Below are 25,624 nucleotides of genomic sequence, written 5' to 3' on the forward strand. Positions count from 1 at the left end.
GGAATGAAGCGGTTCGTTTCTTTCTATATAACCACAGGGCTTGTGATAGCGGATTGGCTTTATCTTGGCATGACCCGAATTAGACATGTCATACCCCTTGCCCAAAACTGACCTGCTGTCGGCTTTCTTCCCGTGACCATGCCCGTGACACCACAGACTGGCTGTTATATGCTCCAAGCCACGCTTGCCCTTCAGTCCGGCACACAAGAACAAGGCATCAGCCAAACCTGCATGTTCAAATTCATCGGGCATTTTCGACGGCGGCTGCGCTACCTGGACCTGAGCCTGAAGGCCAGCCGGTCTGTGCGGATCCGGGTCGTCGAGCGGCCTGGCTTGTGGATGGATGCCCGGCAGCTTGAGGCCATGCTGGCCGAGATGCGCGGCATCGTGCAGCGGGGAATCGGCAAGGACCTCGATTACGGGGTGCTTTCCGGCGATCCTGAAAGGCTGCGGCGGGCCGTGATCACGCTGCTTTATGACCGGGACAGCGGCCAGCCGATTGCGTTCAATGCGCTGTCGGTCATGCCGATCGAGGTCAAGGCCCGCCCGGTCGAGGCGATTCACCTTGGGCTGGTGATGGTTGATCCGGGCTATCGCACGCAAGGACTGTCCTGGGTGCTGTACGGGCTTACCTGCATCCTGCTTTTCTTCCGCCGCGGCCTGCGCCCGATCTGGATCAGCAATGTGACGCAGGTGCCGGCCATTATCGGCAAGGTCGCCGAGGTCTTTGTCACGGCCTATCCCAATCCCTTTGAGCCGTCGCGGCGCAGCTTTGAACACCTGAGCGTGGCCCGCGAGATCATGAAATCGCATCGGCATGTCTTTGGCGTTGACGGGGCGGCGGGATTTGACGAGACGCGGTTCGTGATTACCGATGCCTATACCGGCGGCTCGGACAATCTCAAGAAAACGTTCGAGCAGGCGCCGAAGCATCGGGACGAGCGCGCCAACGAACTCTGCCGGCGGGAACTCGATTACCAGCGCGGCGACGATTTCCTGCAGGTCGCCTGCCTGGACCTGGCCAGCGCGCGGAAATACCTGTTGCGGGAAGTGCCTCGGGACTCGTTGCCCGCCATCCTTTATCAGATTGCGTTCCTGGCTGTCGGTCGGATCGTCCTGCCATTGTTCCACTGGCTGAATCCGCGCGAGCCGCTGGGAGACCTGCGCGCTAGGAAGAGTCAATGATTCCACCCTTCTCCTACGAGGAATTCACGACCCGCAACATCGGTTTCGTGACCGACGCGGAACAGCAGCAATTGCGCAATGCACGGGTGCTGATCTGTGGCGTCGGCGGCATGGGCGGCGCCTGCCTGCAGGCGCTGGCACGGGTGGGCATTGGCGTCTTTGCGCTGGCGGACTTCGATGCGTTCGACGTGTCGAACCTGAACCGCCAGGTGTTTGCCAGCCTGGATACCGTTGGCGTGAACAAGGTCGAGGCCACCGTGGCGCAGATCCGGCGCATCAACCCGGAACTTGCCATCGAAACCTTCGGCGCGGAGTGGACCGACAAGCTCGATGACCTGCTGAGCCGTTACAAGATCGTGGTCAACGGCATGGATGACATGGCCGCGAGCATCGCGCTCTATCGCAAGGCGCGGGAGCATGGTGCGACCGTCATCGACGCCTATACCGCTCCCCTGCCCTCCGTCACGGTTGTTCGTCCGCAAGATCCCAGGCCCGAGGAGCGTCTTTCCTATCCCACGGCCGGCATTGACTGGAAGTCCCTGACGCCGGAGCTCAGGCAGGAATGCCTGGGCAAGGAACTGGAATATGTGATGGTCAACTCGAGTTCGGTCCGGCATGTTGAGCTTGGCATCGCCAAGGACCTGCTGACCGGCAAGCGCAAGCGCATGTCGTTTGCGCCGATGGTGATCACCACCGGCAACCTGATGGCGTTCGAGGTGATCAAGCTGGTGCTCGGTCGGCGGCGGCTGGCCGGTGTGCGAGGCTACTTCTTCAATCCCTGGACCATGCGTGTCGAGACACCGCGCAATGCGCTGACGGCATGGGCCGTGCGCGCGCTGGTACGGCGCTTCATGGCGAGGTTGATGCGAGATGAGGATTGACGCGTGATTGACGCCCTGGCAAGCGATGTCGCCGTTACCTGGCTCGGCGCGGTGGGCTGCGGGCTCTGCCTGCATTTCCTTTGGTCCCGGCGCGAGGCCGGGGCCGGCACGGGCCTGTTCCTGTTCGGGGTGCTGACGGCACTGCTGGCAGTCCGGGGCTTTTCCTGGCTGATTGGCGGCACGCTGCTGGCGCAACTGGTGTTTGCAGCGGCAACCCTGTTGCCCATTGCCATGACCCTGTTTGCCGAGCACCTGGTGCGGCGCCACCACCCGTTGTGGCTTAAGCTGCTGGCGCTGGGCGTGTCGGTGGTGTTCTTCGTCATCAATCTCTTTACCGATCTGTCGGGCAATACGCCGCTGCTGCTGATGTTCCTTGGCTGCTTCGCCGTGGTGACCGCAAGCAATGGCTGGTTCCTGCTGTGGCTGCGCGATGCCGAGCTGTCCGACAACGAGGCACGCCTGGCCCGGGCGGTAGTGGTGGTCGTGGCCCTGGCCGTCCCGCTCGCGGCCACCGACTTCCGCGAGGAGCTCGGCCATGTGCCGGTTCGCCTGGGGGCGCTCGGGGCGCTGGCATTCGTCTATGTGTTCCTGAACCTGTCGGAATCGCGGCGGGTCGTGCGCGGGCTGCTGGTGCATATCGCAGCCGCCCTGCTCTTCGCCGTCGTGCTGGCCAGCGTGATGGCGCTGGCTTCGCGCGGGCCCGGCCCGGGCTTTGCCGAGGCGGGCCTGCGCAGCATGCCGGTTGCCATTGCATGGGTGCTGCTGACGGCCATTTTTGTCCGCATTCGCGCCGTTTCGCTGGCCGGTGATGGCAACGCGTTCCTGCGCTGGCTGCTCCATGCCCGGCTGGATACGCCAGAGGGTTTCCTGCATTCGCTCAGGCGCCTGCCGCAAACCGCCGACCATGTGGTGCTCGGCAACACGGAGCTTGCTGATTACGCCCTCGACGCGCTGTTCGACCTGGCCGGAAAGCGGCGGGAGCCCGTGTCGATCGGCGACGCCAGGGCGTGGACCAGGATCCGGGAAGGCGATCGGGTCGAGGCCGCGGAACAGCTGGTAGACCTGCTCGAGCGCCATGAAATGACCCATGCCCTGCTGATCGCGCGCCAGCCCGCGCAGGTGGTGCTGCTGAACCTGCCGCAAGGCGCCAACGCGGCGATCGGCGAGCTGCGCGCGGCGGTGATCCTGCGGCTGGCGCGCCATCTCGGGCAGCGGGAGGCGGCATGACAACCGTGCTGCGTGAAGGCGATTTCGACGCGTTCTTCGAGGCGCCGTTTGCCTGCTATGGCCGTGATACGCATTTTGTCTCGCCGATGAAGGGGGATCTTGCGCGCGCGCTGGACCCGGCGAAGAACCCGCTGTTCCGGCAGTTTGCGCGCCGCACCTGGTTCACCGCCCATCGGGACGGGCGGATCGTGGGCCGTATCCTGGCCCATATCCACGATGCATCCAACCAGCAATACGCTCAGAAGCGCGGCTGCTTCGGCATGTTCGACTGCGTCGATGACGTGGAGGTCGCGCAAGCGCTGCTCGACGCGGCGGCGGCCTGGGTGAAGCGCAACGGCTGTGACGAACTGGCTGGCAGCTTCAACCTGACGATCACGCAGATGATCGGCATCGTCACCGAGGGCTTCGAGCATCCGCCATACACCTACCAGGAATACACGCCGCCGCATATTGCCAGGCTGCTCCGGGCATGCGGCTTCGAGCCGTTCTTTCCGATGCGCACGTTCGAGCTCGACGTGCGCAGCTACGATCCGCAGCAGTTGATCGGCAACAAGCAACGCGCGCTGCTGGATGATCCCGCCTGGCAATTCAAGCCGATCCGGCGGCGCGGCTTTGACCGGCGCCTGCTGGAGGCATGCGCTGTCCTGAACGATGGTTTCTCCGGCAACCCGATGTTCGTGCCGCTGACGGAGGAGGAATTCCTGTTTCCCTGCGCCGGCATGATGTGGATCATCGACGAGCGGCTGTCCTATACCGCTTATTTCAACGGGGAGCCGATCGGGGTGCTGCTGTGCGTGCCGGATCTCAACCCGTTTCTGCGCGCCACCGGCTTCCGCCTGAAGCTGTCCACGCTCTGGCATCTGATCAGGTTCCGCGCCAGCCGCAAGCGTGCGGCGATCATCTTCTTTTCCGTGCGCAGGGACTACCACAGCCGCGGCGTCAACGGCGTCATGCTGCACCATCTGCTCACGGCGATGCGCGGTGCCGGATACTCGCACCTGGGCATCAGCTGGGTGTCGGATTCGAATGGCGCCAGCCAGAAGCAAATGGAGAAGATGGGCGCCAGGCCACTGCATCGGCTGCATCTCTTCAAAAAGGCCATCTAGCGACATGCTCACGCGCGATCAGCATCTCACCCTGCTTGCACAGGCTGGCCGCGCTCCCAGCGCGCACAATATCCAGCCCGCGCGCTGGCGCTTTGCCGGCGACAAGGTTGAACTGTTTGAAGACCCTGCGCGATGGCTGTCCGTGGGCGACCCCACCGGGCGGGACAACCAGATCGCCCTGGGCATGGCCTGGGAAGGCATGGCCATGGCGTTGTCGACGCTCGGGTTGGGGCTCACGCAGCCCGTGGTCTCCGGCCTGCCCTACCCTCCCGCTGCCCAGGGTCTGCGCCCGGCCGCATCCGGCCTGATCACATCCGGCGCAAGCCCGGATCCCCTTGCCGCCTTCGTGGACGCGCGCCGCGCCTATCGAGGCAAGTTTCTCCGTGCGACCCCGGCGCAGATCAAGTCGTTGGGCGAATGCGCTGCGGCCCACGCGGAGTTCGTCACGCTGGCCAGCGAGAACAGCACGGCGCAAATCGCCAGATGGTATGACGACGCCGCGGCTGCGGGATTGAATGACCCGCGGTTTGCCGAGGAGCTTTACCACTGGCTGCGCTTGTCACCGCACGATCCAGGCTGGCCGCGCGACGGGCTTTCGGCCGAATGCATGGCACTGTCGCGGTGGGAAGCCTGGGGCGCGTCAATTGCGCTGAGACCTCGTGTGCTCCGGCTGCTCTCGGCGCTTTCGCTGACCCGCCTGCTGACATCGGAAAGCGCAAAAGTGAAGAGCGCGGCGCGGATCGTCCTGATCCATGCCGCACCCGAGGTCACGAGCTTTGATATCGGGCGCCGCTGGTACCGGTTCTGGCTGGCCATGACTGCCAGGGGCTTTGCCGGCGTGCCGATGTCGGCGCTGGCCGATTCACCTGGCCATGCCGCCATGCTTGCCGAAAGCCAGCGCTTGCCGCGGGGGAATCGGCTCGTCAATGTGATGCGCTTCGGGCCGGTGCCGGACCGTGGCATTGCGCAAAGCGCCCGGCTCCCAGTCGCGGAACTGCTGCAGGATTCCTGACGGCAGCTAGAGCAATTTCAGGAATTCCAGCAGCGCATCCTTGTCGCTTTCGGCAAGGGTCGAGAATTCCTTCTCGTGGCCGCGGTTGTCGCGCCCCGCCGTCGCCGTGTCGTAGAGCACGGGTTTCGACCACGGCCGGTAGCTGGCCGGATAGGTCCAGGTACCGGCCGCATCGAGCCTGCCGGCGATGCCCAGCTTGCCGTAGTCCAGGGCATGGCCTCCGACCCAGAAGCGCCTGGGCCGCGCCTGCGGATGCATGAGATGCCAGAGCGTGGGCACGGAGCCGTTATGAAGGTATGGTGCCGTCGCCCACACGCCGGAGAGGATGGGCGCGACATAGCCACTGGTGTTTGCCGCGTCGATATGCCTGCCCAGCTCGGAGCGCGAGATGGCTTGCAGCAGGCCGGGATCGATTGCTTGCCAGCGCGTCGGGTCAGTCCCGATATCCGCCTGTGCCACCAGCCGGTTGGGGAAGCTGACAAGGCGCGGGCGCTCTGGGTCCTGGCTGTAGCTGCCATGGCACTGGGCGCAGTTGGCATCAAAGACGGCGCGGCCGCGCGCGGCGCGGGAGCGGTCAACCGGCCCCGGAAACGGCGGCGGGGTGTAGCCCGCCATGAACCGCATGACGTCTTCCACCTGCGGAATCGCACGGACGGCGCGATCCGGTGGCATGCCCATGGTCGGCACGGTGAAGAAGGCCACGATATGCGCCAGCCGCCCGGCATCGTTGGCGGCACCGGGTGCCACTGGCGCAAAGCGCGGCGCGCCCTTGCTGGTATAGACGCCGTCATAGAGCAGCGATGAGCGCAGGCTGCGGTAGCCCAGTTCCGGAATCGAGGTGGAACCACTGGCGGCCGTGCCCGCCGAGAGCAGATGAAACTGGAACTTGAGTGCCGCGACCCCATTGGTGCTGCCGGCCGCGCCGTTGCTGAACGGCAGCGGCTCGTCACCGCTGGCTTCGAGTTCCGCCACCCGTTTTACCAGCCGCGGCCAGACGAATTTCCGGATGGTATCCAGTTCCTCGTTGCTGGTTTCGGGGTAAAGCTGGTGGATGGCGGAGAGGAGCTTTTCCGGATCGGATTTCACCTGCTTCACCGCCTGATAGACCGCGGTGACGAAGGCATCGAGGTTGAGGGAGGTATTCGGCAGGCCCAGCCAGACATCGTTGGTGGGACGCCCGTCCATGTCGTAGGTGATGCCCGCATGGCACGATGCGCATCCCAGGTTGGACACTTCCAGGCGGATCTTCGGGAGATCCCGGCCGATCACTCCGCTGACCACGCCCAGGGGCTTGTCGAACCTGGGCTGTTGCTGGCGCGGCCAGTTGCGGATCGCATCGGGATAGATGAAGCCAAACTCGCGCAGGGCCCGGCGCAAGGCGTCCTGAGTGACCGGAACGTTGGGGCCGCCGGCCAGCAGCAGTGCGGTCGTTGCCAGCTTCCACGGTAGCGCATTGGTCTCAAGGGTATCGGTGCTCAGGCCGCCGAAGTCATCGAAGACAAAGCGCGCCGCCCCGAGGTCATCGGCACGATCCCCGGCCCGGAAGTCCCGCATGACCTCGGATTCGCCCTCAGCGTAGCCGCGCAGGAAATCGCATCCCGCCAGCAAACCTAACAGCAGACCGATCGCGAGCACGCGTACAAGGGGCATCGTAGTCATCGTCCGACAATGCGCGCCAGGGGAATCCGGACCGCGCCGCGCTGATGGTAGCCGACCATGCATGCTGCCTCAATCCAAGCGCTGCAGCCAGGCCACTGCCCAGGTGGCGCTGGTCGACAGCACCAATCCGATCGCGACCGGCACGGTGAAGCGCAGGCCGCCCGCCACGGATGCCACGATCTTTCCCGGCGGCGACCTCGCCGCCGTCGGCTGCCTGGCTGCGCTCGCGCTCCAGCCCGATCGCCAGGCCGATGCCCAGTGCCACCGATGCGGAAATGATCATAGAGTCCATGGCCACCGCCCAAGGGTCCTGTAGTCGTCATGAGCCTGGCTACAGTATCGGCGCAAGCGGCGATTTGCGCACGCCCAGCGATGACCTGCGACAAACTGGCGGGCAGCTTTATCCGGCGGGCGCCGTTACCATCACCACGTGCGCCTGCATCGGACCGGCCAATGGCCCGTCGCCATAAGCCTCCAGGAGCGCCTGTTCGCAATGGTCGGTTGCCCGGCCGAGCGCATCCGGCCCGCGCCGCTCCAGGTCGGCGCGCAGCGGCGTGCCCTGGCAGAATGCCACCGCCGGGATGCGGGCGGCGCTGGCGCGGCTGGTTGCCGCGACGGTTTCAAAGACCGGGGAGGACTGGAATCCGCCAAGGCGCAGGTCCTGCTCGATCGCGGCCTGGCTGTGGTAGCCATGCGGTACGCGGGCCATGAACTCGGGCGGTGCGTCGGGAAACAGCGTGGCGAGTGCCCCGGTGACATCGCGGGCAAAGGCGTTGAATTCCAGCTGGTCCCAGACATTGAAGATCAGGGTGCCGCCCGGCACCAGCACGCGGCGGGCTTCGGCGAAGGCGCGGCCCTTTTCGGGGAAGAACATCACGCCAAACTGGCAGGCGACCATATCGAAGCTGGCATCGGCGAACGGCAGCGCCATGGCGTCGGCCTCGCGCCAGTGCACCGGGCGGCTCGTGCCGGCCTGCTCCGCCCGCGCCAGCATCGGCGCGTTGAGGTCGGTGGCAACGATCAGGGTATCGGCCGGCAGCCGCCCGGCGATTTCCCGGGTCAGCACGCCGGTGCCGGCGGCCAGTTCCAGCACCCGGCGCGGCTGCAGCGCGGCGATGCGGGCAGCCATGTCGGCAGCGTATGGCGCAAAGATCATCGGCACCATCAGGGCCTCATAGACTTCCGGAATCGCGCCCGCGAAGACTTTGTCCGAGTGTTGCAAGTCCATGAAACCCCCTGCCCTGGCGTGGAAGATGCCGGCATCGCCTGACTGGGTGTAGGACACATTGCGGCGAAAGTAAACCGTCGCGGCCATACCTAGTCGCGGATGCGCGGCATCCAGCCGCTGCCGCGCGTGCGCGGATCCACCGGCAGCTGGCGCTGCAGCGCGGCCTTGGCCAGCATGTGGGCACTGATCGGCGCGGTCAGGAACAGGAAGGCGGTCACCAGCAGTTCATGCAGGCTGGCATCGCCCCGGAAGCTGAAGTACGCCACCGAGGCCAGCACTACCCCGCCCACGCCCAGCGTGGTCGACTTGGTCGGCCCATGCAGCCGCATGAAGAAGTCCGGCAGCCGGAACAGCCCGACCGCCCCGACCAGCATGAACACGCTGCCCACCAGCAGCAGCGCGCACACGATGAATTCCGCAACAGGATGCAGCATCTGGCGTTCCCTAGTATTCGATGATGTCGCCGCGCTGCAGGTACTTGGACAGCGCCACGGTGCCGACGAAGCCCATCACCCCGATCAGCAGCGCGGCCTCGAAGAACAGCGCCGAATCCAGGCTGATGCCTAGCACCACGATCAGCGCGATGGCGTTGATATTCAGCGTGTCCAGCGCCACGATGCGGTCCGGCAGGCTGGGTCCGCGCAGCAGCCGCGCCAGGGTCAGCAGGAAGGCCAGGCCCAGGATCACCAGGCAGACCGGTATCACGATGGCAAGCATTGGAAGATCTCCTTGAGCGGGGTTTCATAGCGCGACTTGATGAGCTCGACCAGCGCGGCCTCTTCCTCCAGGTCCAGCACGTGCACGAGCAAGGCGCGGCGGTCGTCGCTCAGTTCTGCGCACAGCGTGCCGGGGCTGAGCGAGACGATGCTGATCAGCGCGGTGGTGGCAAGCTCGTGCTCGACATCGAGCGGCACCACGATAAAGGCGGGGCGCAGGCGCGCGGTGGGACCCAGCACCATGATGGCCACTTCCACGTTGGCTTTCACGATATCGAACAGCACATGGATGCTGAGCCGCAGGATCAGGTCGGGCCGCGACAGGCGGAACGCGCCCAGCACCAGCCAGCGGTCGGCCAGCCGGCCGATGGCCCAGCCCAGCAGCGCCCCCAGCAACCAGTGCCCGGGGGCCAGGCTGTTGGTCAGCAACAGCCACATGATCATCAGGATCAGGCTCAGCCACGGATGGGGAAGCAGACGCTGCAGCATGGCTTACCCCGGCTGCCCGGGCAGCACTGCCCGGAGATAGGCGGCGCGGTCCAGCAACTGCGCCGCCGCGTCGGCCACATAGTCGCTGACCGGCCGCGCGCATGCCGTCAGCGCGATATTGCCCGCCAGCAGCAGTGCGCAGCAGGCCAGCTTGCGCGCATCGGGCCGCACGCGCACGCGTGCCGCGCCGGGATGGTCTTCGTCTAAGTACTCATTCCCTTCCGGCACGTGCTCGGCCTCATGCGGCAGCCGCCACAGCAGCCGCGTGCCGGTGCGGGACACGGCAACCAGCAGCAGCAGGCCCGACACCAGCACCGCGGACCACAGCGCCGGCACCCACGGCGGCGGGGTCGCGCGCAGCACCATGGCCTTGCCGAGGAAGCCCGACAGCGGCGGCAGCCCCACCGCTGCCACTACGCCCACCAGGTACAGCAGCCCGGCCAGCCGCGAGGCACTGACCGGAGCCCCGTCCTCGCGCCCAGGCTCCGGCTCCAGCGCGTCGGCCAGCAGGAACAGCGCGGCAGTGCACAGCGTGGTGCTGAGCAGGTAGAACATCGCCGCGGCCCAGCCGGCTTGCGTCTGCATCGATACGCAGGCGGCCAGCAACCCGACCGATGCCACCACCAGGTAGCTGGTCATCGCGCGCAGCGTGCCGGCGGCGACGGCGCCCAGCGCGCCGACCGCGAGCGTGATCAGCGCCAGCAAGAACACCCAGTCATGCAGGAACGGTCCCAGCAGCCCTTGCGGGCCGCCGAAGATCAGCGCATCGCAACGCAGCATCGCGTAGATGCCGACCTTGGTCATGATGGCAAACAGCGCCGCGACCGGGCCGGTGGCGCTGGCGTAGGCGCGCGGCAGCCAGAAATACAGCGGGAACAGCGCCGCCTTCAGCGCAAAGACCAGCATCAGCATGGCGCCGGCGGCCACCGCAAGCGGCAGGTCCTGGGCCGGCAAGCCGGCCAGGCGCAGGCCCAGGTGCGCCATGTTCAGCGTGCCCGACAGCCCGTACAGCACGCCAACCGCCACCAGGAAGAATGACGACGCCACCAGGTTCAGGATCACATAGTGCAGCCCGGCGCCGATGCGCGCCCGCCCTGCCCCATGCACCAGCAGGGCATAGGACGCGATCAGCAGGATCTCGAAGAAGACGAACAGGTTGAACAGGTCGCCCGCCAGGAAGGCGCCGTTCAGGCCCATCAGCTGGAACTGGAACAGCGCATGGAAATGCCGGCCCTGCCGGGCCGTGCCCTCTCCCGCCGCCGCCAGCGCGGCGACGGCCAGCACCACGGTCAGGGCCAGCATTATCGCACCGGTGCGGTCCAGCTGCAGCACGATGCCGAACGGGGCCGACCAGTTGCCCATCGCGTAGACCACGATCTCGCCGGTAGCGGCCTGGCGCAGCAGGTGCACTGCCACTGGCGCCAGCAACAGCGTGGCCGCGGCGCAGACGATGCGCTGCGCGCGCAGCTGCTGGGCCGGCATCGCGGTCAGCAGCGCACCGGCAAACATGGGGATCAGGATGGGCAGCAGCACGGCGTGGTTCATGGCCGCGGATCCTGCTTGCCGCCATCGGCGGCGCGCTCGTCGGGCTGGCCGGCGGCGTCGACATGGTCGCTGCCGGTAAGCCCCAGCGAGCGCAGCGCCAGCACTACCGCGAACGCCGTCATGCCGAACGCGATCACGATGGCGGTCAGCACCAGCGCCTGGGGCAGCGGATCGGCATAGCTGGCGCCCGCCACGATCACCGGCGGCCGCCCGATCGACAGGCGCCCCATGCCCAGCAGGAACAGGCTGACCGCATACGACAGCAGCGTCAGCCCCAGCACCACGGTGAAGACGCGCTCGCGCAGCAGCAGGTAGATGCCGCCCGCGGCAAGGATGCCGATGGTGATGGCGTAGAGCGCGGCCATCAGGCGTCCTCCGCGGCCTGTGCCGGCGGCAGGTTGCGCACGCCCAGGTGCGATACGATCACCAGCGTGGTTCCCGTCACGGTGCAGAAGACTCCCAGGTCGAAGATCATCGCCGTGGCCAGTTCCACCTCGCCGATGCCCGGTATGTGGAAATGCCCGAAGGCGGTGGTCAGGAACGGATAGCCGAAGGCCAGGCTGCCCAGTCCGGTCAGACCCGCCAGCAGAATGCCCCCGCCGGCAATGGCGCGATAGTCCGGCGCAATGCGCGCTTCGGTCCAGCGCACGCCGCTGGCAACGTACTGCAGCAGCAGCGCCACCGATGTGATCAGCGCCGCGACAAAGCCGCCGCCCGGCAGGTTGTGCCCGCGCAGCAGGATAAAGACCGCCACCAGCAGCGTCAGCGGCAGCATCAGCCGCGCCAGCATGGCCAGCAGCAGCGGATGCGCCTGGCTGCTCCACGGCAGGCCATCGGGCGCTGCCGACGGCGTGTCCAGCCGCATGCCCTTGAGCAGCGCCTGCACCGCCAGCCCTGCAATCAGCAGCACGCAGATCTCGCCCATGGTGTCGAAGCCCCGGAAATCCACCAGCAGCACGTTGACCACGTTGTGCCCGCCGCCGCCGGGCACGGACTGGTCGATGTAGAAGGCAGACACCGGGTCATACGGCCGCGTCATCACGGCGTAAGCCGCCACTGCCAGCAAGGTGCCACCGCCGAGCGCCAGCACCGCATCCCGCCCGCGGCGCGCAGCCCCGGCGCGCTCCGGCGTCTCGCGCGGGAGGTAGAACAGCGCCAGCACCAGCAGCAGGATCGTCACCACCTCAACCGAGATCTGCGTCAGCGCCAGGTCCGGCGCGGAGAACCGCAGGAACGCCATCGACACCATCAACCCGCAGCCGCCCAGCAGCACCAGCGCGAGCAGCCGCTGGCGGTGCGTCACCACCACGCCCACCGCGCACAGCCCGAGCAGCGCCAGCGTGGCAGCCCCGATCAGGTCGATGGCGCCCGCCGGCACGCTGCCGCCGAGCCATTCCAGGTCGGCCAGGAAGTATGCCGGCACGGCCAGCAGCGCCAGCAGCATCCAGGCGACATAGGTCTGCAGCGAGCCGTTCTCGAGCCAGCGCGTGACGGCAGCGGCAAAGCGTTCCAGCGCATGCATGCCACGCTCGAACGACTGGCGCGCGCTCAGGTGGTCGATTGCCTGCTGCAGGCGCCGCAGCGCGTCGCGGCGCAGGAAGAACAGCGCCGCGCCGCCGGCCATCGACACCAGGCTCATCAGCAGCGGCAAATTGACCCCGTGCCACAGGTTCAGGCTGTACTCTGGCAGGGGCGCGCGCAGCGTGGCAAGCGAAGCCGCCGCCAGCAGGTCGCCCACGGTATAGGCCGGCACCAGCCCGACCACCAGGCAGATCACCACCAGGAACTCCACCGGCACCTTCATGAAGCGCGGCGGCTCGTGCGGCGGATAGTTGGGCACGTCGGGCTGCCGGGCACCGAAGAACACGCCGTAGATAAAGCGCAGCGAATAGGCCATCGTCAGCGCCCCCGCCAGCGTCGCCGCGGTCGGGATCACCCAGTTGAAGTCGCCCAGCAGGCCCTGCGCCAGGGTCTCGCCGAAGAACATTTCCTTGCTGAGGAAGCCGTTGAACAACGGCACCCCCGCCATCGACAGCGATGCCACGATGGCCAGCACTGCGGTGTGCGGCATGTAGCGCGCCAGCCCGTGCAGGCGGTCGAGGTCGCGCGTGCCGGTCTCATGGTCGATGATGCCGGCCGCCATGAACAGCGACGCCTTGAACACGGCGTGGTTGATGATATGGAAGATGGCCGCCACCGTGCTGAGCTGGGTATCGAGCCCGAACAGCAGCGTGATCAGGCCCAGGTGGCTGATGGTGGAATAAGCCAGCAGCCCTTTCAGGTCCCGCTGCAGCAGCGCCAGGCCGGCGCCCACGATGAGCGTGGCCAGCCCGGTCATGCTGACCAGGTAGAACCAGCTGTTGGTGCCGTCCAGCACCGGATAGAGCCGCGCCAGCAGGAACACGCCGGCCTTGACCATGGTGGCCGAGTGCAGGTAGGCCGAGACCGGCGTGGGCGCGGCCATGGCATGCGGCAGCCAGAAGCTGAACGGGAACTGCGCTGACTTGGTGAAGACTGCCAGCAGGACCAGCACCAGCATCGGCAGGTAGAGCGGGTGGTGCTGCACCTTGCCGGCCTGCGCCAGCACCACGGACAGCTCGAAGCTGCCGCAGATATGGCCCAGCAGCAGCACCCCGGCCAGCAGCGCCAGCCCGCCGCCGCCCGTGACCGCCAGCGCCATGCGCGCGCCCTGGCGCGCATCGGTGCGCCATGACCAGAAGCCGATCAGGAGGAACGACAGGATGCTGGTCAGCTCCCAGAACACCACCAGCAGCAGCAGGTTGCCTGCCAGCACCACGCCCAGCATGGCCGCCATGAACAGCAGCAGCAGGCAGAAGAAGCGCACCGCGGATTCATTGCGCGCGAGGTAGTAGCGCGCGTACAGGATCACCAGCAGGCCCACGCCGAGCACCAGCAGCGCAAACAGGTACGACAGGCCGTCCAGCCGCAGCGACAGGTCCAGCCCGAGCTGCGGCAGCCACGCCACGCGCCAGCCCAGCGCATGCCCCGGCTGCTCGAAGACCGCGCCGCGCAGGCTCAGCAGCAGCACCAGCGCGGCCAGCGGCAAGCCGATGATGACAGGCGCCAGCATGCGCGCGGCGCGCATGCCGATCAACCACGTCAGCGCCGCGGCCAGCAGAGGCAGCGCGATCAGCAGCACCAGCGCCATGCGCCCCCCTAGCCGTTGCCCGGGATCACGGCCGGCGTGTGCCGGGCGGCAAGCCGGGCCGATGGTGTGGGTCTTGCAAATGGGGCGGTGGTCATGGGCCAGGTCCTCTGTGCGGGCAGTCGTTCCCCCTACTTTCCGGATTCTGCCGGCATTGCGCAAGTCATGCGTGCCTTATTGCGCGGCGCACGAAAAAATTCATCGCCTTGCAAAAGGAATCTGAATACGCGCGGCGACGGCGCGTGCTGCGCAGCAGCGCCGCCGCGTAGTACCATCGGCCGCGAGGCGGCTTCCAGCTCGGTGGCGCCGCACATCATCGCCATGGCGGAGGCGCTGGGATTCGAGGTCGTGGCCGAGGGCATCGAGCATGAAGAGCAGGCGCGCTTCCTGCGAGAGCGCGGCGCGCAGTTCGGCCAGGGGTGGCTGTTTTCACGCGCCTTGCCGGCAGACGGCCTGCAGGCCTACCTGTCATCGCCGGCGCGCCCCTGAACGGCAACGCGTAGCTGGCCGAACGCTTCCTCGCCGACGGCACTTGGCGGCGATAGTCCCCGCGTGCGCGGGCCGGTTGTAAGATGCCAGCGTATCGCCATCACGCCTGCGCGCGCCGATACCGGCACGCGCGGCCATCTTCAGGAGACGCCCGTCCAATGAGCGAAGCGCTTTGTCTTGCCAGCGCCGCCGAACTGCAGCAGCGCATCCGGCGCAAGGAAATCTCGCCGGTGGAACTGACCGCTGCGGTGCTGGCGCGCGCCGAGCGGCTGCAGCCGGTGCTGAACTGCTTTATCACGCTGTGCGCGGACGAGGCCATGGCCGCGGCGCGCGCGGCGGAAGCGGAAGTGATGTCCGGCCGGCCGCTGCCTCCGCTGCACGGCATTCCGTTTACCGCCAAGGACATCGTCAACACGCGCGGCGTGCGCACGACCTTTGGCGCCGTGCCGATGCGCGACAACGTGCCGGCCGAAGACGCCGTGGCGGTGGCGCGGTTGCGCGCGCAGGGCGCGATCCTGGTCGGCAAGACCACCACGCCGGAATTCGGCTCCAAAAGCCTGACCGATTCGCCGCTGTTCGGGCGCACCCGCAATGCCTGGCACGCCGAGCGCACCAGTGGCGGCTCCAGCGGCGGCGCCGCGGTGGCAGTGGCCAGCGGCATCGCGCCGCTGGCGGTGGCGACCGATGGCGGCGGCTCCACGCGCATTCCTGCCGCCTGCAATGGCGTGGTGGGCATCAAGCAGAGCCAGGGGGTGATTCCGCACAGCCAGGCGCAGGACCTGTTCGGCAACCAGACCTACGTGACGCCGACCACGCGCACGGTGGCCGACACCGGCCTGATGCTGCAGGCCATGGCCGGCGAACACCCGTGCGACCCGTGGTCGATCGGAGTGCCCGCCGCCGACTACGTGGCCGCAGCGCAGCCGCAGGGCGACCTGCGTGGCCGGTGCATCCTGTATTGCCTGGCGCCGCCGGGCCGTCCGGTGTCGGCGGACGTGGCGCGCGCGTTCGAGGCCAGCCTGGACAAGCTGCGCGCACTGGGCGCCGAACTGGAGCCGTTCGGCGGCGAGGGGTTCGACGTCGAGCCCGTCTGGCGTGCCATCAACCACACCGTATGGCGCACGCGCTTTGCGCCGATCGTGGCCCAGCACCGCGAGGCGCTGAGCCCGACCTTCGTGCGCCAGGTGGAATCCGCCGCCGCATTCACCGCAGTGGAATACCAGCAGGCGATGTTCGAGCGCTCGCAACTGTTCCTGCGCGTGCAGGCGCTGCTGGGACGCGCCGACCTGCTCGCAATGCCCACCATCACACGCACCGCGCTGCCGCTGGAGCAAGACCTGTTCGGCCAGATCGAAATCGACGGCCAGGACTATCCCGATGTGCGCGCGAACTGGTTCCCGTGGACCATGCCGTTCAATATGACTGGGCATCCGGCCATCAGCCTGCCCTGCGGCTTTGGTGGCGACGGGCTGCCGATCGGGCTGCAGCTGGTCGGGCAGTTCCGCGGCGACGCGCAGCTGCTGCGTGTGGCGGCCTTGTATGAATCGGTCCATGACCTCACGGGCCAGTGGCCCACCCTGCCCTGACACTCTCTCAACATCGTTCCCTGACTGCCATGACTGATCAAGTCCGATTGACGCGCCGGCTGCTGGCCATGACCGCCGTCGCTGCCGCCACCTTCGCCATGACCGCTCCGGCTAGCGCGGCCGATGCCGAGCCGATGCATATCATCGTCGGCTACGCCCCCGGCGGCGCCGCCGACAGCCTTGCCCGCCTGTATGCCGAGCAGCTGCGCCAGGACGGCCACGGCACGGTGGTGGTCGAAAACCGCCCCGGCGCGTCGGCGCGCCTGGCGCTCGACTACGTGAAGCGCGCCAGGCCCGATGGCAAGACCGTGTTCATCGGCCCCTCGCCCCTGTTCACGATCTTTCCGCTGACCTACAAGAAGCTGTCTTACGACGCCGACAAGGACCTTGTGCCCGCAGCGGTACTGACCGATGTGCCGACCGCGGTCGCGACCGGCGTGCAGCAGCCTTACCAGAACATGAAGGAATACGTGAGCTGGGCCAGGCGCAACCCGGGCGGCGCCAGCCTGGGGCTGGCCACCATCGGCAGCGCCGGCCACCTCGGCACGGTGGCGCTGGGCAAGGCCGAAGGCATCGCCATCACGCCCGCGGCGTATCGCGGCGCATCGCCGATGCTGGTGGATGTGGTCAGCGGCAATGTGTCGATCGGCTGGGATGCCGTGGCCAGCATGATGCCGCTGTACAAGGGCGGCAAGCTGCGCTTCCTTGGCGTGAGCGGCACGCGCCGCGCCAAGGCGCTGCCCGAAGTGCCCACCATGAAGGAACAGGGCTTCAGCCAGTACGACCACGCCACCAGCTGGTACGGCGTGTTCGTCCCGGCAGGCACCCAGCCTGACGTGGTGGCGCAAGTGGAAAAGATGTTCCTCGCGGCCTCGGCCAACGCCGCCACCGCGGCCAAGCTGGAAGCGCTGGGCCTGGAAGTGGTGGCGCGCCCCGGCCACGAAGGCCGCCGCCGCATCCAGCTGGAACGCGCCGCCTGGAAGCCGATCGTGGAGGCGACCGGCTTCCAGGCCGAGGACTGAGGCCCGGCCCTGCCCTCAGGGCTTGGGCCGCACCGCGTCAGCGGTCCCCTGGATGAAGGCCTTGATCTTCTCGACATCGTCCGGCGTCAGCTTGCCGGTGAAGTCAGGCATGCCGCGCGCCATCGCCGGCCCCTTGAAGACCACCTTGTCCAGGTTCTCGATATAGGCGGCATCGATATAGCCCAGGTTGGGGATATTGCCGCCGCGGTCCACGCCGGGAACGCCGTGGCACAGGACGCAGTTGCTGACGTACAGGCCGGTGCCCGCCTTGACCTGCGCCGGGTCATATTTCACGCCCTGCAGCAGCTTGGCGGTGCGGTACTCGGCAAAGGCCGGCAGCGGTGCCTTGCCACCGAGGGCGAAGGTGTAGACCGTGCCCGGCCCCTGCCGGTTGGTGGCGCGCTGGGCCTGCCCGTAGACCCCGCCCCAACCCACTGCCACCGACACATACTGCTTGCCGTTCAACTCGAAGCTGACCGGCGCCGCCACCACGCCGGTGCCGGTGGGCGACTCCCACAGCTTGTCGCCGCTGCGCGCGTCATAGGCGACAAAGCGGCCGTCGGCGGTGCCCTGGAACACCAGGTTGCCGGCCGTGGTCAGCGTGCCGCCGTTCCACGGCGACACATGTTCCTGCGTCCACGCGGCCTTCTGCTGCACCGGGTCCCACGCAATCAGCCGGCCGAAGGGCTTGCCCTTGGGCGGCTCGGCGTTCAGGAATTTGGCGGTGTTCCAGCCCACGTTGCCATGCGGCGTGCCGGGTTTGCCTTCATTGAAGTTCCAGGCCTTGTCGTCCATCAGGTTGATCGGCACGTTCTGCGCCGGCAGGTAGACCAGCCCGGTCTGCGGGTTGAACGACATCGGATGCCAGTTGTGCGCGCCGTACGGACCGGGGACCGAGTCATAAGGCTTGTCGGTGGCGCGCGCCTCGGGCCGCTCGATGGGGCGGCCATTGGCGTCATAGCCGGTGGCCCAGTTCACGTCGACAAAGTTCTTTGCCGAGATGAACTTGCCGTTGGTGCGGTCGATGACGAAGAAGAAGCCGTTCTTGGGCGCGTGCAGGATGACCTTGCGCATCTGGCCATCGAGCTTCAGGTCGGCCAGGATCATCGGCTGGGTCGAGGTGTAGTCCCAGTTGTCGCCCGGGGTCTCCTGGTAGTGCCAGACGTATTTGCCGGTGTCGGGATCGAGCGCGACGATCGATGCCAGGTAGAGGTTGTCGCCGCCGGCCGGGCTGCGCTTGCTGCGCGACCATGGCGCGCCGTTGCCGGTGCCCACGTACATCAGGTTCAGCTCGGGGTCGAAGGCCAGCGTGTCCCAGGCCGTGCCGCCGCCGCCCGCCTCCCAGTATTTGCCGCTGGGGTCCCAGGTCTTGGCCGCCGCAGCCATCGACTCATCCTCGAACGGCTTGGAGGGGTCGCCCGGCACCGTGAACCAGCGCCACTTCTGCTCGCCGGTGCCGGCGTCATAGGCGGTGATGTAGCCGCGCACGCCATATTCGGCGCCGCCGTTGCCGATGATGACCTTGCCCTTGAACACGCGCGGCGCGCCGGTGATGGTGTACGAGTACTTGCGGTCGATGATGGTGTCTTTCTCCCACAGCTTGCGGCCGCTGGCGGCATCCAGCGCGATCAGCCGGCCATCGTAGGCGGCCACGAACACCTTGCCCTGGTACAGCGCCACGCCGCGGTTGACCACGTCGCAGCAGCCGCGATAGCCGAGCGAGCGGTCCACCTTGGGATCGAAGGTCCAGAGCCGCTTGCCGGTGCGCGCATCGACCGCATGCACCACGCTCCATGACGCGGTGACGTACATCACGCCGTCCACCACCAGCGGGGTTGCCTCCACGCCGCGGGTCGACTCCAGGTTGTAGGTCCACACCAGCCCCAGGTCGCGCACGTTGGCGGCATCGATCTGCCTGAGCCGGCTGAAGCGGGTCTCGGCATAGTCCAGGCCGTGGCTGGGCCAGTCGCGGGCGGTGCTGGCGTTGGCACTGATAAAGGCGCCGTCAACCTTGGCGGCCGCATTGCGCGGCGCCGCGGCGCCGGCGGGCAAGACCTGCATCACCAGCGCCAGGGCCGCTGCCAGGAAGCCTGTGGCGCGCCTCATGGTGCGGTGGGGGTGCATTGCAACATCGGGGGCAACGGGGTCCGTCGCCTGCGTCAACGCATGGCTCATATCGTCTCCTGTAGGGCATTCTTGTTGGAATTCGGGACTGCAGGATTACGGAACTGCGCGATGCCGGGCGGTGGCCGGGGCCTATAGATAATCGGTGAGCGATTCGATTATGGGTACAGGGATTACCCGCAGAAAATCGCGCCGCCGGCGCAAGATGGCTGGCGTCCCGAGCCTGCCCAGCGATATGTGCAGGATATTGCTGATGAAGAAATGAATATTGGACGGTGCGGGCGCCGGTGGCTTAGCCTTGGCGCCAAGGCAGGCAACCAGCCTGCATCGCGCATCCGGAGACACCACCATGAGCAACTTCCTTCTCTACGAGCAGCAGGACCATATCGTCACCCTGACGATGAACGAGCCCGAGCGCCGCAACCCGCTGACCGGCAATACCGCCGTGGCGGAGTTCCTGGCCGCGATCGACCGCATCCACGGCGACCGCAGCGTGCGCGCGGTGGTCATTACCGGCGCGGGCACGGCGTTCTCGTCTGGCGGCAATATCAAGGACATGGAACGCCAGGCCTCCGGCGCAGTGCCGGGCATGGAAATCCGTCAGGACTACCGCTGCGGCATCCAGCGGCTGCCGCTGGCGCTGTTCAACCTGGAAGTGCCGGTCATCGCCGCGGTCAATGGCGCGGCCATGGGCGCGGGGCTGGACCTGGCGTGCATGTGCGACATCCGCATTGCCTCGGAGCGGGCGCAGTTTGCCGAGTCCTTTGTCAAGCTCGGCATCATCCCCGGCGACGGCGGCGCATGGCTGCTGCCGCGCGTGATCGGCCTGTCCCGGGCGGCGGAGATGACCTTCACCGGCCAGCCGATCGATGCCAGGCTGGCGCTGGAATGGAACCTGGTGTCGCGCGTGGTCGCGCCCGAGGCGCTGCTGCCCACGGCCTATGAGCTGGCCGGCCGCATCGCCGCCAACCCGCCGCACGCGGTGCGCCTGGCCAAGCGCCTGATGCGCGAGGCCATGCATACCCGCCTGGATACGCTGCTGGAACTGTCCGCCGGCTTCCAGGCGCTGTCGCACCAGACCGCCGACCACCGTGAGGCAGTGCAGGCGTTCCTGGACAAGCGCACGCCGGTGTTCACAGGCAACTGACCAGCTGAGCGTCAGGCGGACTGCTGTGCCGCTCAGCCTGCCACGCCCAGCGCTCCCTCTACATTGCGCACCAGGCTCACCAGGCGCGGGCCGATGTCTTCCTCCATCTGCTTGCTCTGCTGGCTGAACACCGGCACCGAGGCGGCAAAGATCCACGCCTCGCCGTCGCGGCGGGTGCGCATCGGCACGGCAACCGACTCCACCTCGCGGTGCAGGTCGCGGTGGCCGCGGCAGAAGCCGTGGTCTTGCAGGTCGCGGGCGGCATCGGCCAGGCGTTCCTGCAGCCAGTCGGCGCGCTGGGGATCGGCGGCGCGGAGCTGGGCGAGATACGCCTCGCGCTCGGCCTCGGTCAACAGCATCAGGTAGCCGCGTCCGGAACCCGTGCGCGAGACCGACACGCGCGTGCCGACCTCGGGCCGGAACACATGACTGCCCACGCCCTGGGCGATTTCGACGTAGGTCAGCGCATTGCCGCTGCCGACGATCAGCTCCACCTGCCCGGCGATGTGGTCCGCCAGCTCCTGCATGGCCGGCCGCGCCAGCTGGCGGATCGTCATGCGTGCCAGCGCGGGTGCGGCCAGGTTGATCAGCCCGACCCCGGGCACGTAGCGCGACAAGCGCTCCGAATAGTGCAGCAGGCCCAGCTCGCACAAGGTGTCGAGCAGGCGGAACAGGGTCGGCTTGGCCAGGCCGGTGCGTTCCATCAGTTCGCGGCTGCTGAGCTCCTGCACTGTCGGCGAAAAGCAGTTGAGGATCGAAATGCCCCGCGCCAGCGCGCTGACAAGGCGCGCCTCGCCGTCGGCATCGGCGGGCGGCGGGGTCAGGGATGCGTGTGGTGCATTCGTCATGTTATTGCCTTGATTCAAGGTTTTTTGATACGTGCGTCTCAAAACCCGGATGTTGCCCTTCGCCTTTTCCAAAGTCAAACCGGGGCTTTTGAGTTTACAGAGCGATTTGACGAAGCCAGAATCCCAATTCATCGTATTGGACGATCACATTTCGGTACAGACGTCTCAATATCCCAGCCACGACTCGCAACGTTCAGCCTTTTCAGGAGACACCGCATGCAACAAGCCGTCATCGTCGACGCCATCCGCAGCCCGATGGGCCGCTCCAAGCCAGGCTCGGCCTTTACCGAACTCCATGCCACCGAGTTGCTGGCCCAGGTCATCAAGGGCCTGGTCGAGCGCAACAAGCTGGACCCGGGTTTGGTCGACGACGTCATCACCGGCTGCGTGACCCAGGCGGGCGAGCAGTCCGCCGGCCCGGGCCGGGTGGCGTGGCTGGCGGCAGGCTTTCCTGACCACGTGCCGGCCACCACCATCGACCGCAAGTGCGGCTCCAGCCAGCAGGCGGTGCATTTCGCCGCGCAGGGCATCATGGCCGGCGCCTATGACATCGTCATCGCCTGCGGCATCGAGTCGATGAGCCGTGTGCCGATGGGCTCGGCCCGCATTGGCCAGAACCCGTACGGCCCGTCGATGGAAGCGCGCTATGCGCCGGGTTTGGTGTCACAGGGTGTTGCGGCCGAGCTGGTGGCCGCCAAGTACGAACTGTCGCGCCACGACATGGACAGCTATTCGGCCCGCTCGCACGAGCTGGCCGCCACCGCGCGCGAAAGCGGTGCCTTCCGCCGCGAGATCCTGGGCATCAGCACGCCCAACGGGCTGGTCGAGCAGGATGAAACCATCCGCCCGGGCACCTCGGTGGAGAAGCTGGGCACGCTGCAGGCCTCGTTCCGCAATGACGAACTCAGCGCGCGCTTCCCGCAGATCGGCTGGAACGTGACCGCGGGCAATGCCTCGCAGATCAGTGACGGCGCCTCCGCCATGCTGCTGATGAGCGAATCCATGGCGCAGCGCCTGGGCCTGAAGCCGCGCGCTCGCTTCGTGGCGTTCGACGTGTGCGGCGACGATCCGGTCATGATGCTGACCGCCCCGATCCCCGCCAGCCAGCGCGCGATCAAGAAGAGCGGCCTGAAGCTGGACCAGATCGACCACTACGAGATCAACGAAGCCTTTGCCTGCGTGCCGCTGGCCTGGCAGCGCGCGCTCGGCGCCGACCCGGCACGCCTGAACCCGCGCGGCGGCGCCATTGCGCTGGGCCATCCGCTGGGCGCCTCCGGCGTGCGGCTGATGACCACCATGCTGCATGCACTGGAAGACAGCGGCCAGCGCTATGGCCTGCAGTCGATGTGCGAGGCCGGCGGCATGGCCAACGCCACCATCATCGAGCGCCTGTAAGCGGCGCCTGAACCAGACATCCAGTCAAGGAGACACAGCATGAAACTGACCAATATGTCCGCCGTCGTGACCGGCGGCGCTTCCGGCCTGGGCCTGGCCTGCGTGCGGCGCCTGGTGGAACGCGGCGTCGACGTCGTGATCGCCGACCTGTCGGAAGAGCGCGGCAATGCCGCGGTCGACGAGTTCAGCGGCAAGGTCCGCTTCCTCAAGGCCGACGTGACCGACACCGACCAGATGAACGCCGTCTACGACGCCGCCGAAGCCATTGCCCCGCTGCGCGCGCTGATCCATTGCGCCGGCCTGGGCGGCCCGGTGCGCGTGGTCGAGAAGGACGGCTCGCCGGGTTCGCTGGAAAAGTACGAGTCGATCGTGCGCATCAACCTGATCGGCACCTTCAACGCGCTGCGCCTGGGGGCCGCGCGCATGGCCAAGAACGAACTGATCGACGGCGAGCGCGGCGCGTGCGTGCTGACCGCGTCGGTGGCCGCCTACGAAGGCCAGATCGGCCAGATTCCCTATGCCTCGGCCAAGGCCGGCATCGTCGGCATGACCCTGGTGGCCGCGCGCGACCTGGCACAGCGCGCGATCCGCGTCTGCACCATCGCCCCGGGACTGTTCGACACCCCGCTGCTGGCCAAGCTGCCGGAGAACGTGCGCGCCTCGCTCGGCGCCATGGTGCCGCACCCGCCCCGCCTGGGCGCACCGGATGAATACGCGTCCACCGCGCTGCACATCCTGGAGAACCCCATGCTCAACGGCGAAACCATCCGCCTGGACGGCGCCATCCGCATGGCACCGCGCTGAGCCGCGCGCTGCACCGATACCGACTTCTGACAAGGAATCCCGCATGAGCGACACGCTGCAACTGGAAACCCGCGGCAATACGCTGCTGATCACCATGAACCGGCCCCAGGCGAAAAACGCCATGGACTTCGAGACCGCGACCGCGCTGGCCGCCGCCATCGACCAGCTGGAAAGCCGCGACGACCTGAGCGTGGCCATCCTGACCGGCGCGGGCGGCACCTTCTGCTCGGGCATGGACCTGAAGGGCTTCCTGGAAGGCAAGCGTCCCAGCCTGCCTGGCCGCGGCTTTGGCGGGCTGACCGAGAAGCCGCCGCGCAAGGTGCTGATCGCCGCCGTCGAAGGCTATGCGCTGGCCGGCGGCTTCGAGCTGGCGCTGGCGTGCGACCTGATCGTGTCGTCGAACGCGGCCAGGTTCGGCCTGCCTGAAGTCAAGCGCGGGCTGGTGGCCGGCGCCGGCGGCCTGATGCGCCTGCCGCGCCGCGTGCCGTACCACATCGCCATGGAATACGCGCTGACCGGCAATATGCTGGGCGCCGAACAGGCCCACGCCTATGGCCTGATCAACCGCCTGACCGAACCAGGCCAGGCGCTGGCAGGCGCGCTGGCGCTGGCCGAAGAGATCGGCGCCAACGGCCCGCTGGCGGTTGCGGTCAGCAAGCAGATCGTGGCCGAGTCCGCCGACTGGAGCGCCGAGGAGATGTTCGAGCGCCAGCGCCCGCTGCTGGCGCCGGTGTTCACCTCGGCCGATGCCCGCGAGGGTGCCGCCGCATTCGCCGAGAAGCGCAAGCCGGTGTGGACGGGCAAGTGATGGCCCACGCCAGACCGAGGGCATCGAAGTCATCCGCCCTGGGCTAGAGAACGGCCGGCCGCAAGCCGGCCGTTCGCACATGCCAAGCAGCACACAGACCAGAACATGGAGGAGACCCATGAAACACAAGCTGCCAGAATCGCTGCTCAACACGTCCGCGGCCCTGCTGCTGGCGACCGCCGCCGCCACGCTGCCGCTGCCCGCCAGCGCCGCGTCCTGGCCTGAGCGCCCCATCACCATCATCGTGCCCGGCGCGCCGGGCGGCACCACCGACATCCCGACGCGCCTGGTGGCGCAGAAGCTGTCGGCCATCCTGGGCCAGCCGGTGGTGGTCGACAACAAGCCCGGCAGCGGCGGCATCATCGGCACGCAGGCCTTCATGCGCGCGGCGCCGGACGGCTACACGCTGCTGGTCGGCAATACCGGCTCACACGCAATCAACTACAGCGCCTACAAGCAGTTGCCCTACCAGCCACAGGACTTCATGCCGCTGACGGACCTGATCTCGTTCGCCAACGTGCTGGTGGTCGGCGCGCAGGCGCCGGTGCGCAGCGTGTCCGAGCTGGTGGCGCAGCTCAAGCAGTCCCCGGGGAAGTATTCCTACGCCTCGGCCGGCATCGGGCAGACCACGCACCTGACGGCGGAACTGTTCCGGCTGCGCACTGGCACCGAAGTAATTCACGTGCCGTACAAGGGGTCGACACCCGCCACCACCTCGGTGCTGGCGGGCGAAACCACCTTCATGTTCGACAACCTGACGCAGGCGCTGCCGCAGATCCGCGCCGGCAAGCTGCGCGCGCTTGCGGTGACCAGCGCCGAACGCCTGCCGGCACTGCCGGACGTGCCGACGATGGCGCAGGCCGGCGTGAAGGATTTCGTGGTGATGGGCTGGCTGGGCTTCTTTGCGCCGGCCAGGACCCCGCCGGCCATTGCCGCCACGCTGCAGGAAGCGCTGGGCAAGGCCATGCACGAGCCCGAGGTGGTGGCCAGGTTCCGCGACATGGGCGGTATCCCTGGCGGCGAACCGCAGCCGAAGTTCGCCGCGCTGGTCAGCGGCGACATCAAGCGCTGGGGCGAGACCATCCGGGCATCCAAGGTCAGTCTGGACTAGCGAGGTGTGGGGCCGCCTTTGGCAAAGCGGAAGGCGGACCCGCCCAAAGCCAAATTGACACGGTTGGGCCTGGCGC

At 67.4% G+C, this 25,624-nt stretch carries 25 protein-coding genes; 14 read left to right on the forward strand and 11 right to left on the reverse strand.

Features of this window, described 5'->3' with window-relative positions; all coding sequences use genetic code 11:
- Positions 1 to 252: hypothetical protein (locus AC3WRI_RS25725; RefSeq protein WP_492294322.1), on the reverse strand; the 252-nt coding region annotated here is incomplete at its 3' end.
- Between AC3WRI_RS25725 and AC3WRI_RS25730 the strand changes: the two genes are divergently transcribed.
- From AC3WRI_RS25730 to AC3WRI_RS25750, 5 genes are read left to right on the forward strand one after another with little or no spacing between them, the layout of a single operon-like run.
- The gene (locus tag AC3WRI_RS25730) at positions 232 to 1,185 is read left to right on the forward strand and encodes a hypothetical protein (protein ID WP_492294324.1); all 954 of its coding nucleotides are present in this window, start codon (positions 232 to 234) and stop codon (positions 1,183 to 1,185) included. The genes AC3WRI_RS25725 and AC3WRI_RS25730 overlap by 21 nt on opposite strands.
- On the forward strand, positions 1,182 to 2,066 hold the full coding sequence (locus AC3WRI_RS25735; protein ID WP_492294326.1) for a HesA/MoeB/ThiF family protein: 885 nt from the start codon (positions 1,182 to 1,184) through the stop codon (positions 2,064 to 2,066). The genes AC3WRI_RS25730 and AC3WRI_RS25735 overlap by 4 nt, the downstream gene beginning before the upstream one ends.
- 3 nt (positions 2,067 to 2,069) lie before the next feature.
- Positions 2,070 to 3,293, forward strand: a complete 1,224-nt coding sequence (locus tag AC3WRI_RS25740) for a hypothetical protein (protein WP_011615364.1) — start codon at positions 2,070 to 2,072, stop codon at positions 3,291 to 3,293.
- Positions 3,290 to 4,399 (forward strand): GNAT family N-acetyltransferase, encoded by a 1,110-nt coding sequence (locus AC3WRI_RS25745; RefSeq protein ID WP_492294328.1) that lies wholly within the window; start codon positions 3,290 to 3,292, stop codon positions 4,397 to 4,399. Before AC3WRI_RS25740 ends, AC3WRI_RS25745 begins: the two co-directional genes overlap by 4 nt.
- Positions 4,400 to 4,403: 4 nt before the next feature.
- Positions 4,404 to 5,411: a nitroreductase family protein gene (locus AC3WRI_RS25750; RefSeq protein WP_492294329.1), complete on the forward strand. Its 1,008-nt coding sequence runs from the start codon at positions 4,404 to 4,406 to the stop codon at positions 5,409 to 5,411.
- Positions 5,412 to 5,417: 6 nt separating this feature from the next.
- On the opposite strand, the gene AC3WRI_RS25755 is transcribed toward AC3WRI_RS25750, so the two are convergent.
- On the reverse strand, positions 5,418 to 7,046 hold the full coding sequence (locus AC3WRI_RS25755; protein ID WP_246840221.1) for a c-type cytochrome: 1,629 nt from the start codon (positions 7,044 to 7,046) through the stop codon (positions 5,418 to 5,420).
- A gap of 85 nt (positions 7,047 to 7,131) precedes the next feature.
- On the opposite strand from AC3WRI_RS25755, the gene AC3WRI_RS25760 reads away from it, so the two are divergent.
- The gene (locus tag AC3WRI_RS25760; protein WP_492294331.1) at positions 7,132 to 7,386 is read left to right on the forward strand and encodes a hypothetical protein; all 255 of its coding nucleotides are present in this window, start codon (positions 7,132 to 7,134) and stop codon (positions 7,384 to 7,386) included.
- An 84-nt stretch (positions 7,387 to 7,470) separates the two neighbouring features.
- Here the strand turns inward: AC3WRI_RS25760 and AC3WRI_RS25765 are convergent, their stop codons facing one another.
- The 7 genes from AC3WRI_RS25765 to AC3WRI_RS25795 form a co-directional block, all read right to left on the reverse strand.
- Complete coding sequence (locus AC3WRI_RS25765) at positions 7,471 to 8,298, reverse strand: class I SAM-dependent methyltransferase (protein ID WP_439671751.1); 828 nt, start codon at positions 8,296 to 8,298, stop codon at positions 7,471 to 7,473.
- Positions 8,299 to 8,387: 89 nt separating this feature from the next.
- A complete protein-coding gene (locus AC3WRI_RS25770; protein ID WP_010812077.1) occupies positions 8,388 to 8,732 on the reverse strand; it encodes a Na+/H+ antiporter subunit G in 345 nt (114 codons plus the stop codon).
- Between the two features lie 10 nt (positions 8,733 to 8,742).
- Entirely contained in the window at positions 8,743 to 9,015 is a 273-nt protein-coding gene (locus AC3WRI_RS25775) for a K+/H+ antiporter subunit F (protein ID WP_010812078.1), read from the reverse strand.
- The gene (locus AC3WRI_RS25780) at positions 9,000 to 9,503 is read right to left on the reverse strand and encodes a Na+/H+ antiporter subunit E (RefSeq protein ID WP_010812079.1); all 504 of its coding nucleotides are present in this window, start codon (positions 9,501 to 9,503) and stop codon (positions 9,000 to 9,002) included. The genes AC3WRI_RS25775 and AC3WRI_RS25780 overlap by 16 nt, the downstream gene beginning before the upstream one ends.
- 3 nt (positions 9,504 to 9,506) lie before the next feature.
- Entirely contained in the window at positions 9,507 to 11,048 is a 1,542-nt protein-coding gene (locus AC3WRI_RS25785; RefSeq protein ID WP_492294332.1) for a monovalent cation/H+ antiporter subunit D, read from the reverse strand.
- Complete coding sequence (locus tag AC3WRI_RS25790; protein ID WP_011615371.1) at positions 11,045 to 11,413, reverse strand: Na+/H+ antiporter subunit C; 369 nt, start codon at positions 11,411 to 11,413, stop codon at positions 11,045 to 11,047. The genes AC3WRI_RS25785 and AC3WRI_RS25790 overlap by 4 nt, the downstream gene beginning before the upstream one ends.
- Entirely contained in the window at positions 11,413 to 14,217 is a 2,805-nt protein-coding gene (locus tag AC3WRI_RS25795; RefSeq protein ID WP_439669000.1) for a monovalent cation/H+ antiporter subunit A, read from the reverse strand. The genes AC3WRI_RS25790 and AC3WRI_RS25795 overlap by 1 nt, the downstream gene beginning before the upstream one ends.
- A 93-nt stretch (positions 14,218 to 14,310) precedes the next feature.
- Here AC3WRI_RS25795 and AC3WRI_RS25800 point away from each other — a divergent pair, with 93 nt between their 5' ends.
- The 3 genes from AC3WRI_RS25800 to AC3WRI_RS25810 all read left to right on the forward strand — a co-directional run bounded on the left by AC3WRI_RS25800 (position 14,311) and on the right by AC3WRI_RS25810 (position 17,311).
- Positions 14,311 to 14,703 carry an EAL domain-containing protein gene (locus AC3WRI_RS25800; protein ID WP_081645133.1) on the forward strand — a complete coding sequence of 131 codons (393 nt, stop codon included), beginning with the start codon at positions 14,311 to 14,313 and terminating at the stop codon, positions 14,701 to 14,703.
- Positions 14,704 to 14,861: 158 nt separating this feature from the next.
- Entirely contained in the window at positions 14,862 to 16,289 is a 1,428-nt protein-coding gene (locus tag AC3WRI_RS25805) for an amidase (protein ID WP_439669001.1), read from the forward strand.
- A gap of 68 nt (positions 16,290 to 16,357) precedes the next feature.
- On the forward strand, positions 16,358 to 17,311 hold the full coding sequence (locus tag AC3WRI_RS25810; RefSeq protein ID WP_011615374.1) for a Bug family tripartite tricarboxylate transporter substrate binding protein: 954 nt from the start codon (positions 16,358 to 16,360) through the stop codon (positions 17,309 to 17,311).
- 15 nt (positions 17,312 to 17,326) lie between these two features.
- Here the strand turns inward: AC3WRI_RS25810 and AC3WRI_RS25815 are convergent, their stop codons facing one another.
- A complete protein-coding gene (locus AC3WRI_RS25815; RefSeq protein WP_058698768.1) occupies positions 17,327 to 19,486 on the reverse strand; it encodes a PQQ-dependent dehydrogenase, methanol/ethanol family in 2,160 nt (719 codons plus the stop codon).
- 298 nt (positions 19,487 to 19,784) lie between these two features.
- Between AC3WRI_RS25815 and AC3WRI_RS25820 the strand changes: the two genes are divergently transcribed.
- Positions 19,785 to 20,582 (forward strand): crotonase/enoyl-CoA hydratase family protein, encoded by a 798-nt coding sequence (locus AC3WRI_RS25820; RefSeq protein WP_010812087.1) that lies wholly within the window; start codon positions 19,785 to 19,787, stop codon positions 20,580 to 20,582.
- A gap of 32 nt (positions 20,583 to 20,614) precedes the next feature.
- On the opposite strand, the gene AC3WRI_RS25825 is transcribed toward AC3WRI_RS25820, so the two are convergent.
- Positions 20,615 to 21,430 carry an IclR family transcriptional regulator gene (locus AC3WRI_RS25825; RefSeq protein WP_010812088.1) on the reverse strand — a complete coding sequence of 272 codons (816 nt, stop codon included), beginning with the start codon at positions 21,428 to 21,430 and terminating at the stop codon, positions 20,615 to 20,617.
- 216 nt (positions 21,431 to 21,646) lie between these two features.
- Between AC3WRI_RS25825 and AC3WRI_RS25830 the strand changes: the two genes are divergently transcribed.
- The 4 genes from AC3WRI_RS25830 (at position 21,647) to AC3WRI_RS25845 (ending at position 25,548) form a co-directional block, all read left to right on the forward strand.
- Positions 21,647 to 22,825, forward strand: coding sequence for a thiolase family protein (locus AC3WRI_RS25830; RefSeq protein ID WP_010812089.1), 1,179 nt, complete (start codon positions 21,647 to 21,649; stop codon positions 22,823 to 22,825).
- 39 nt (positions 22,826 to 22,864) lie between these two features.
- On the forward strand, positions 22,865 to 23,629 hold the full coding sequence (locus tag AC3WRI_RS25835; RefSeq protein WP_010812090.1) for an SDR family NAD(P)-dependent oxidoreductase: 765 nt from the start codon (positions 22,865 to 22,867) through the stop codon (positions 23,627 to 23,629).
- A gap of 43 nt (positions 23,630 to 23,672) precedes the next feature.
- Positions 23,673 to 24,437, forward strand: coding sequence for a crotonase/enoyl-CoA hydratase family protein (locus AC3WRI_RS25840; protein ID WP_010812091.1), 765 nt, complete (start codon positions 23,673 to 23,675; stop codon positions 24,435 to 24,437).
- Positions 24,438 to 24,555: 118 nt separating this feature from the next.
- The gene (locus AC3WRI_RS25845) at positions 24,556 to 25,548 is read left to right on the forward strand and encodes a Bug family tripartite tricarboxylate transporter substrate binding protein (protein WP_492294334.1); all 993 of its coding nucleotides are present in this window, start codon (positions 24,556 to 24,558) and stop codon (positions 25,546 to 25,548) included.
- Positions 25,549 to 25,624 lie beyond the last annotated feature (76 nt).

Source organism: Cupriavidus sp. FW305-27, from assembly GCF_058787995.1.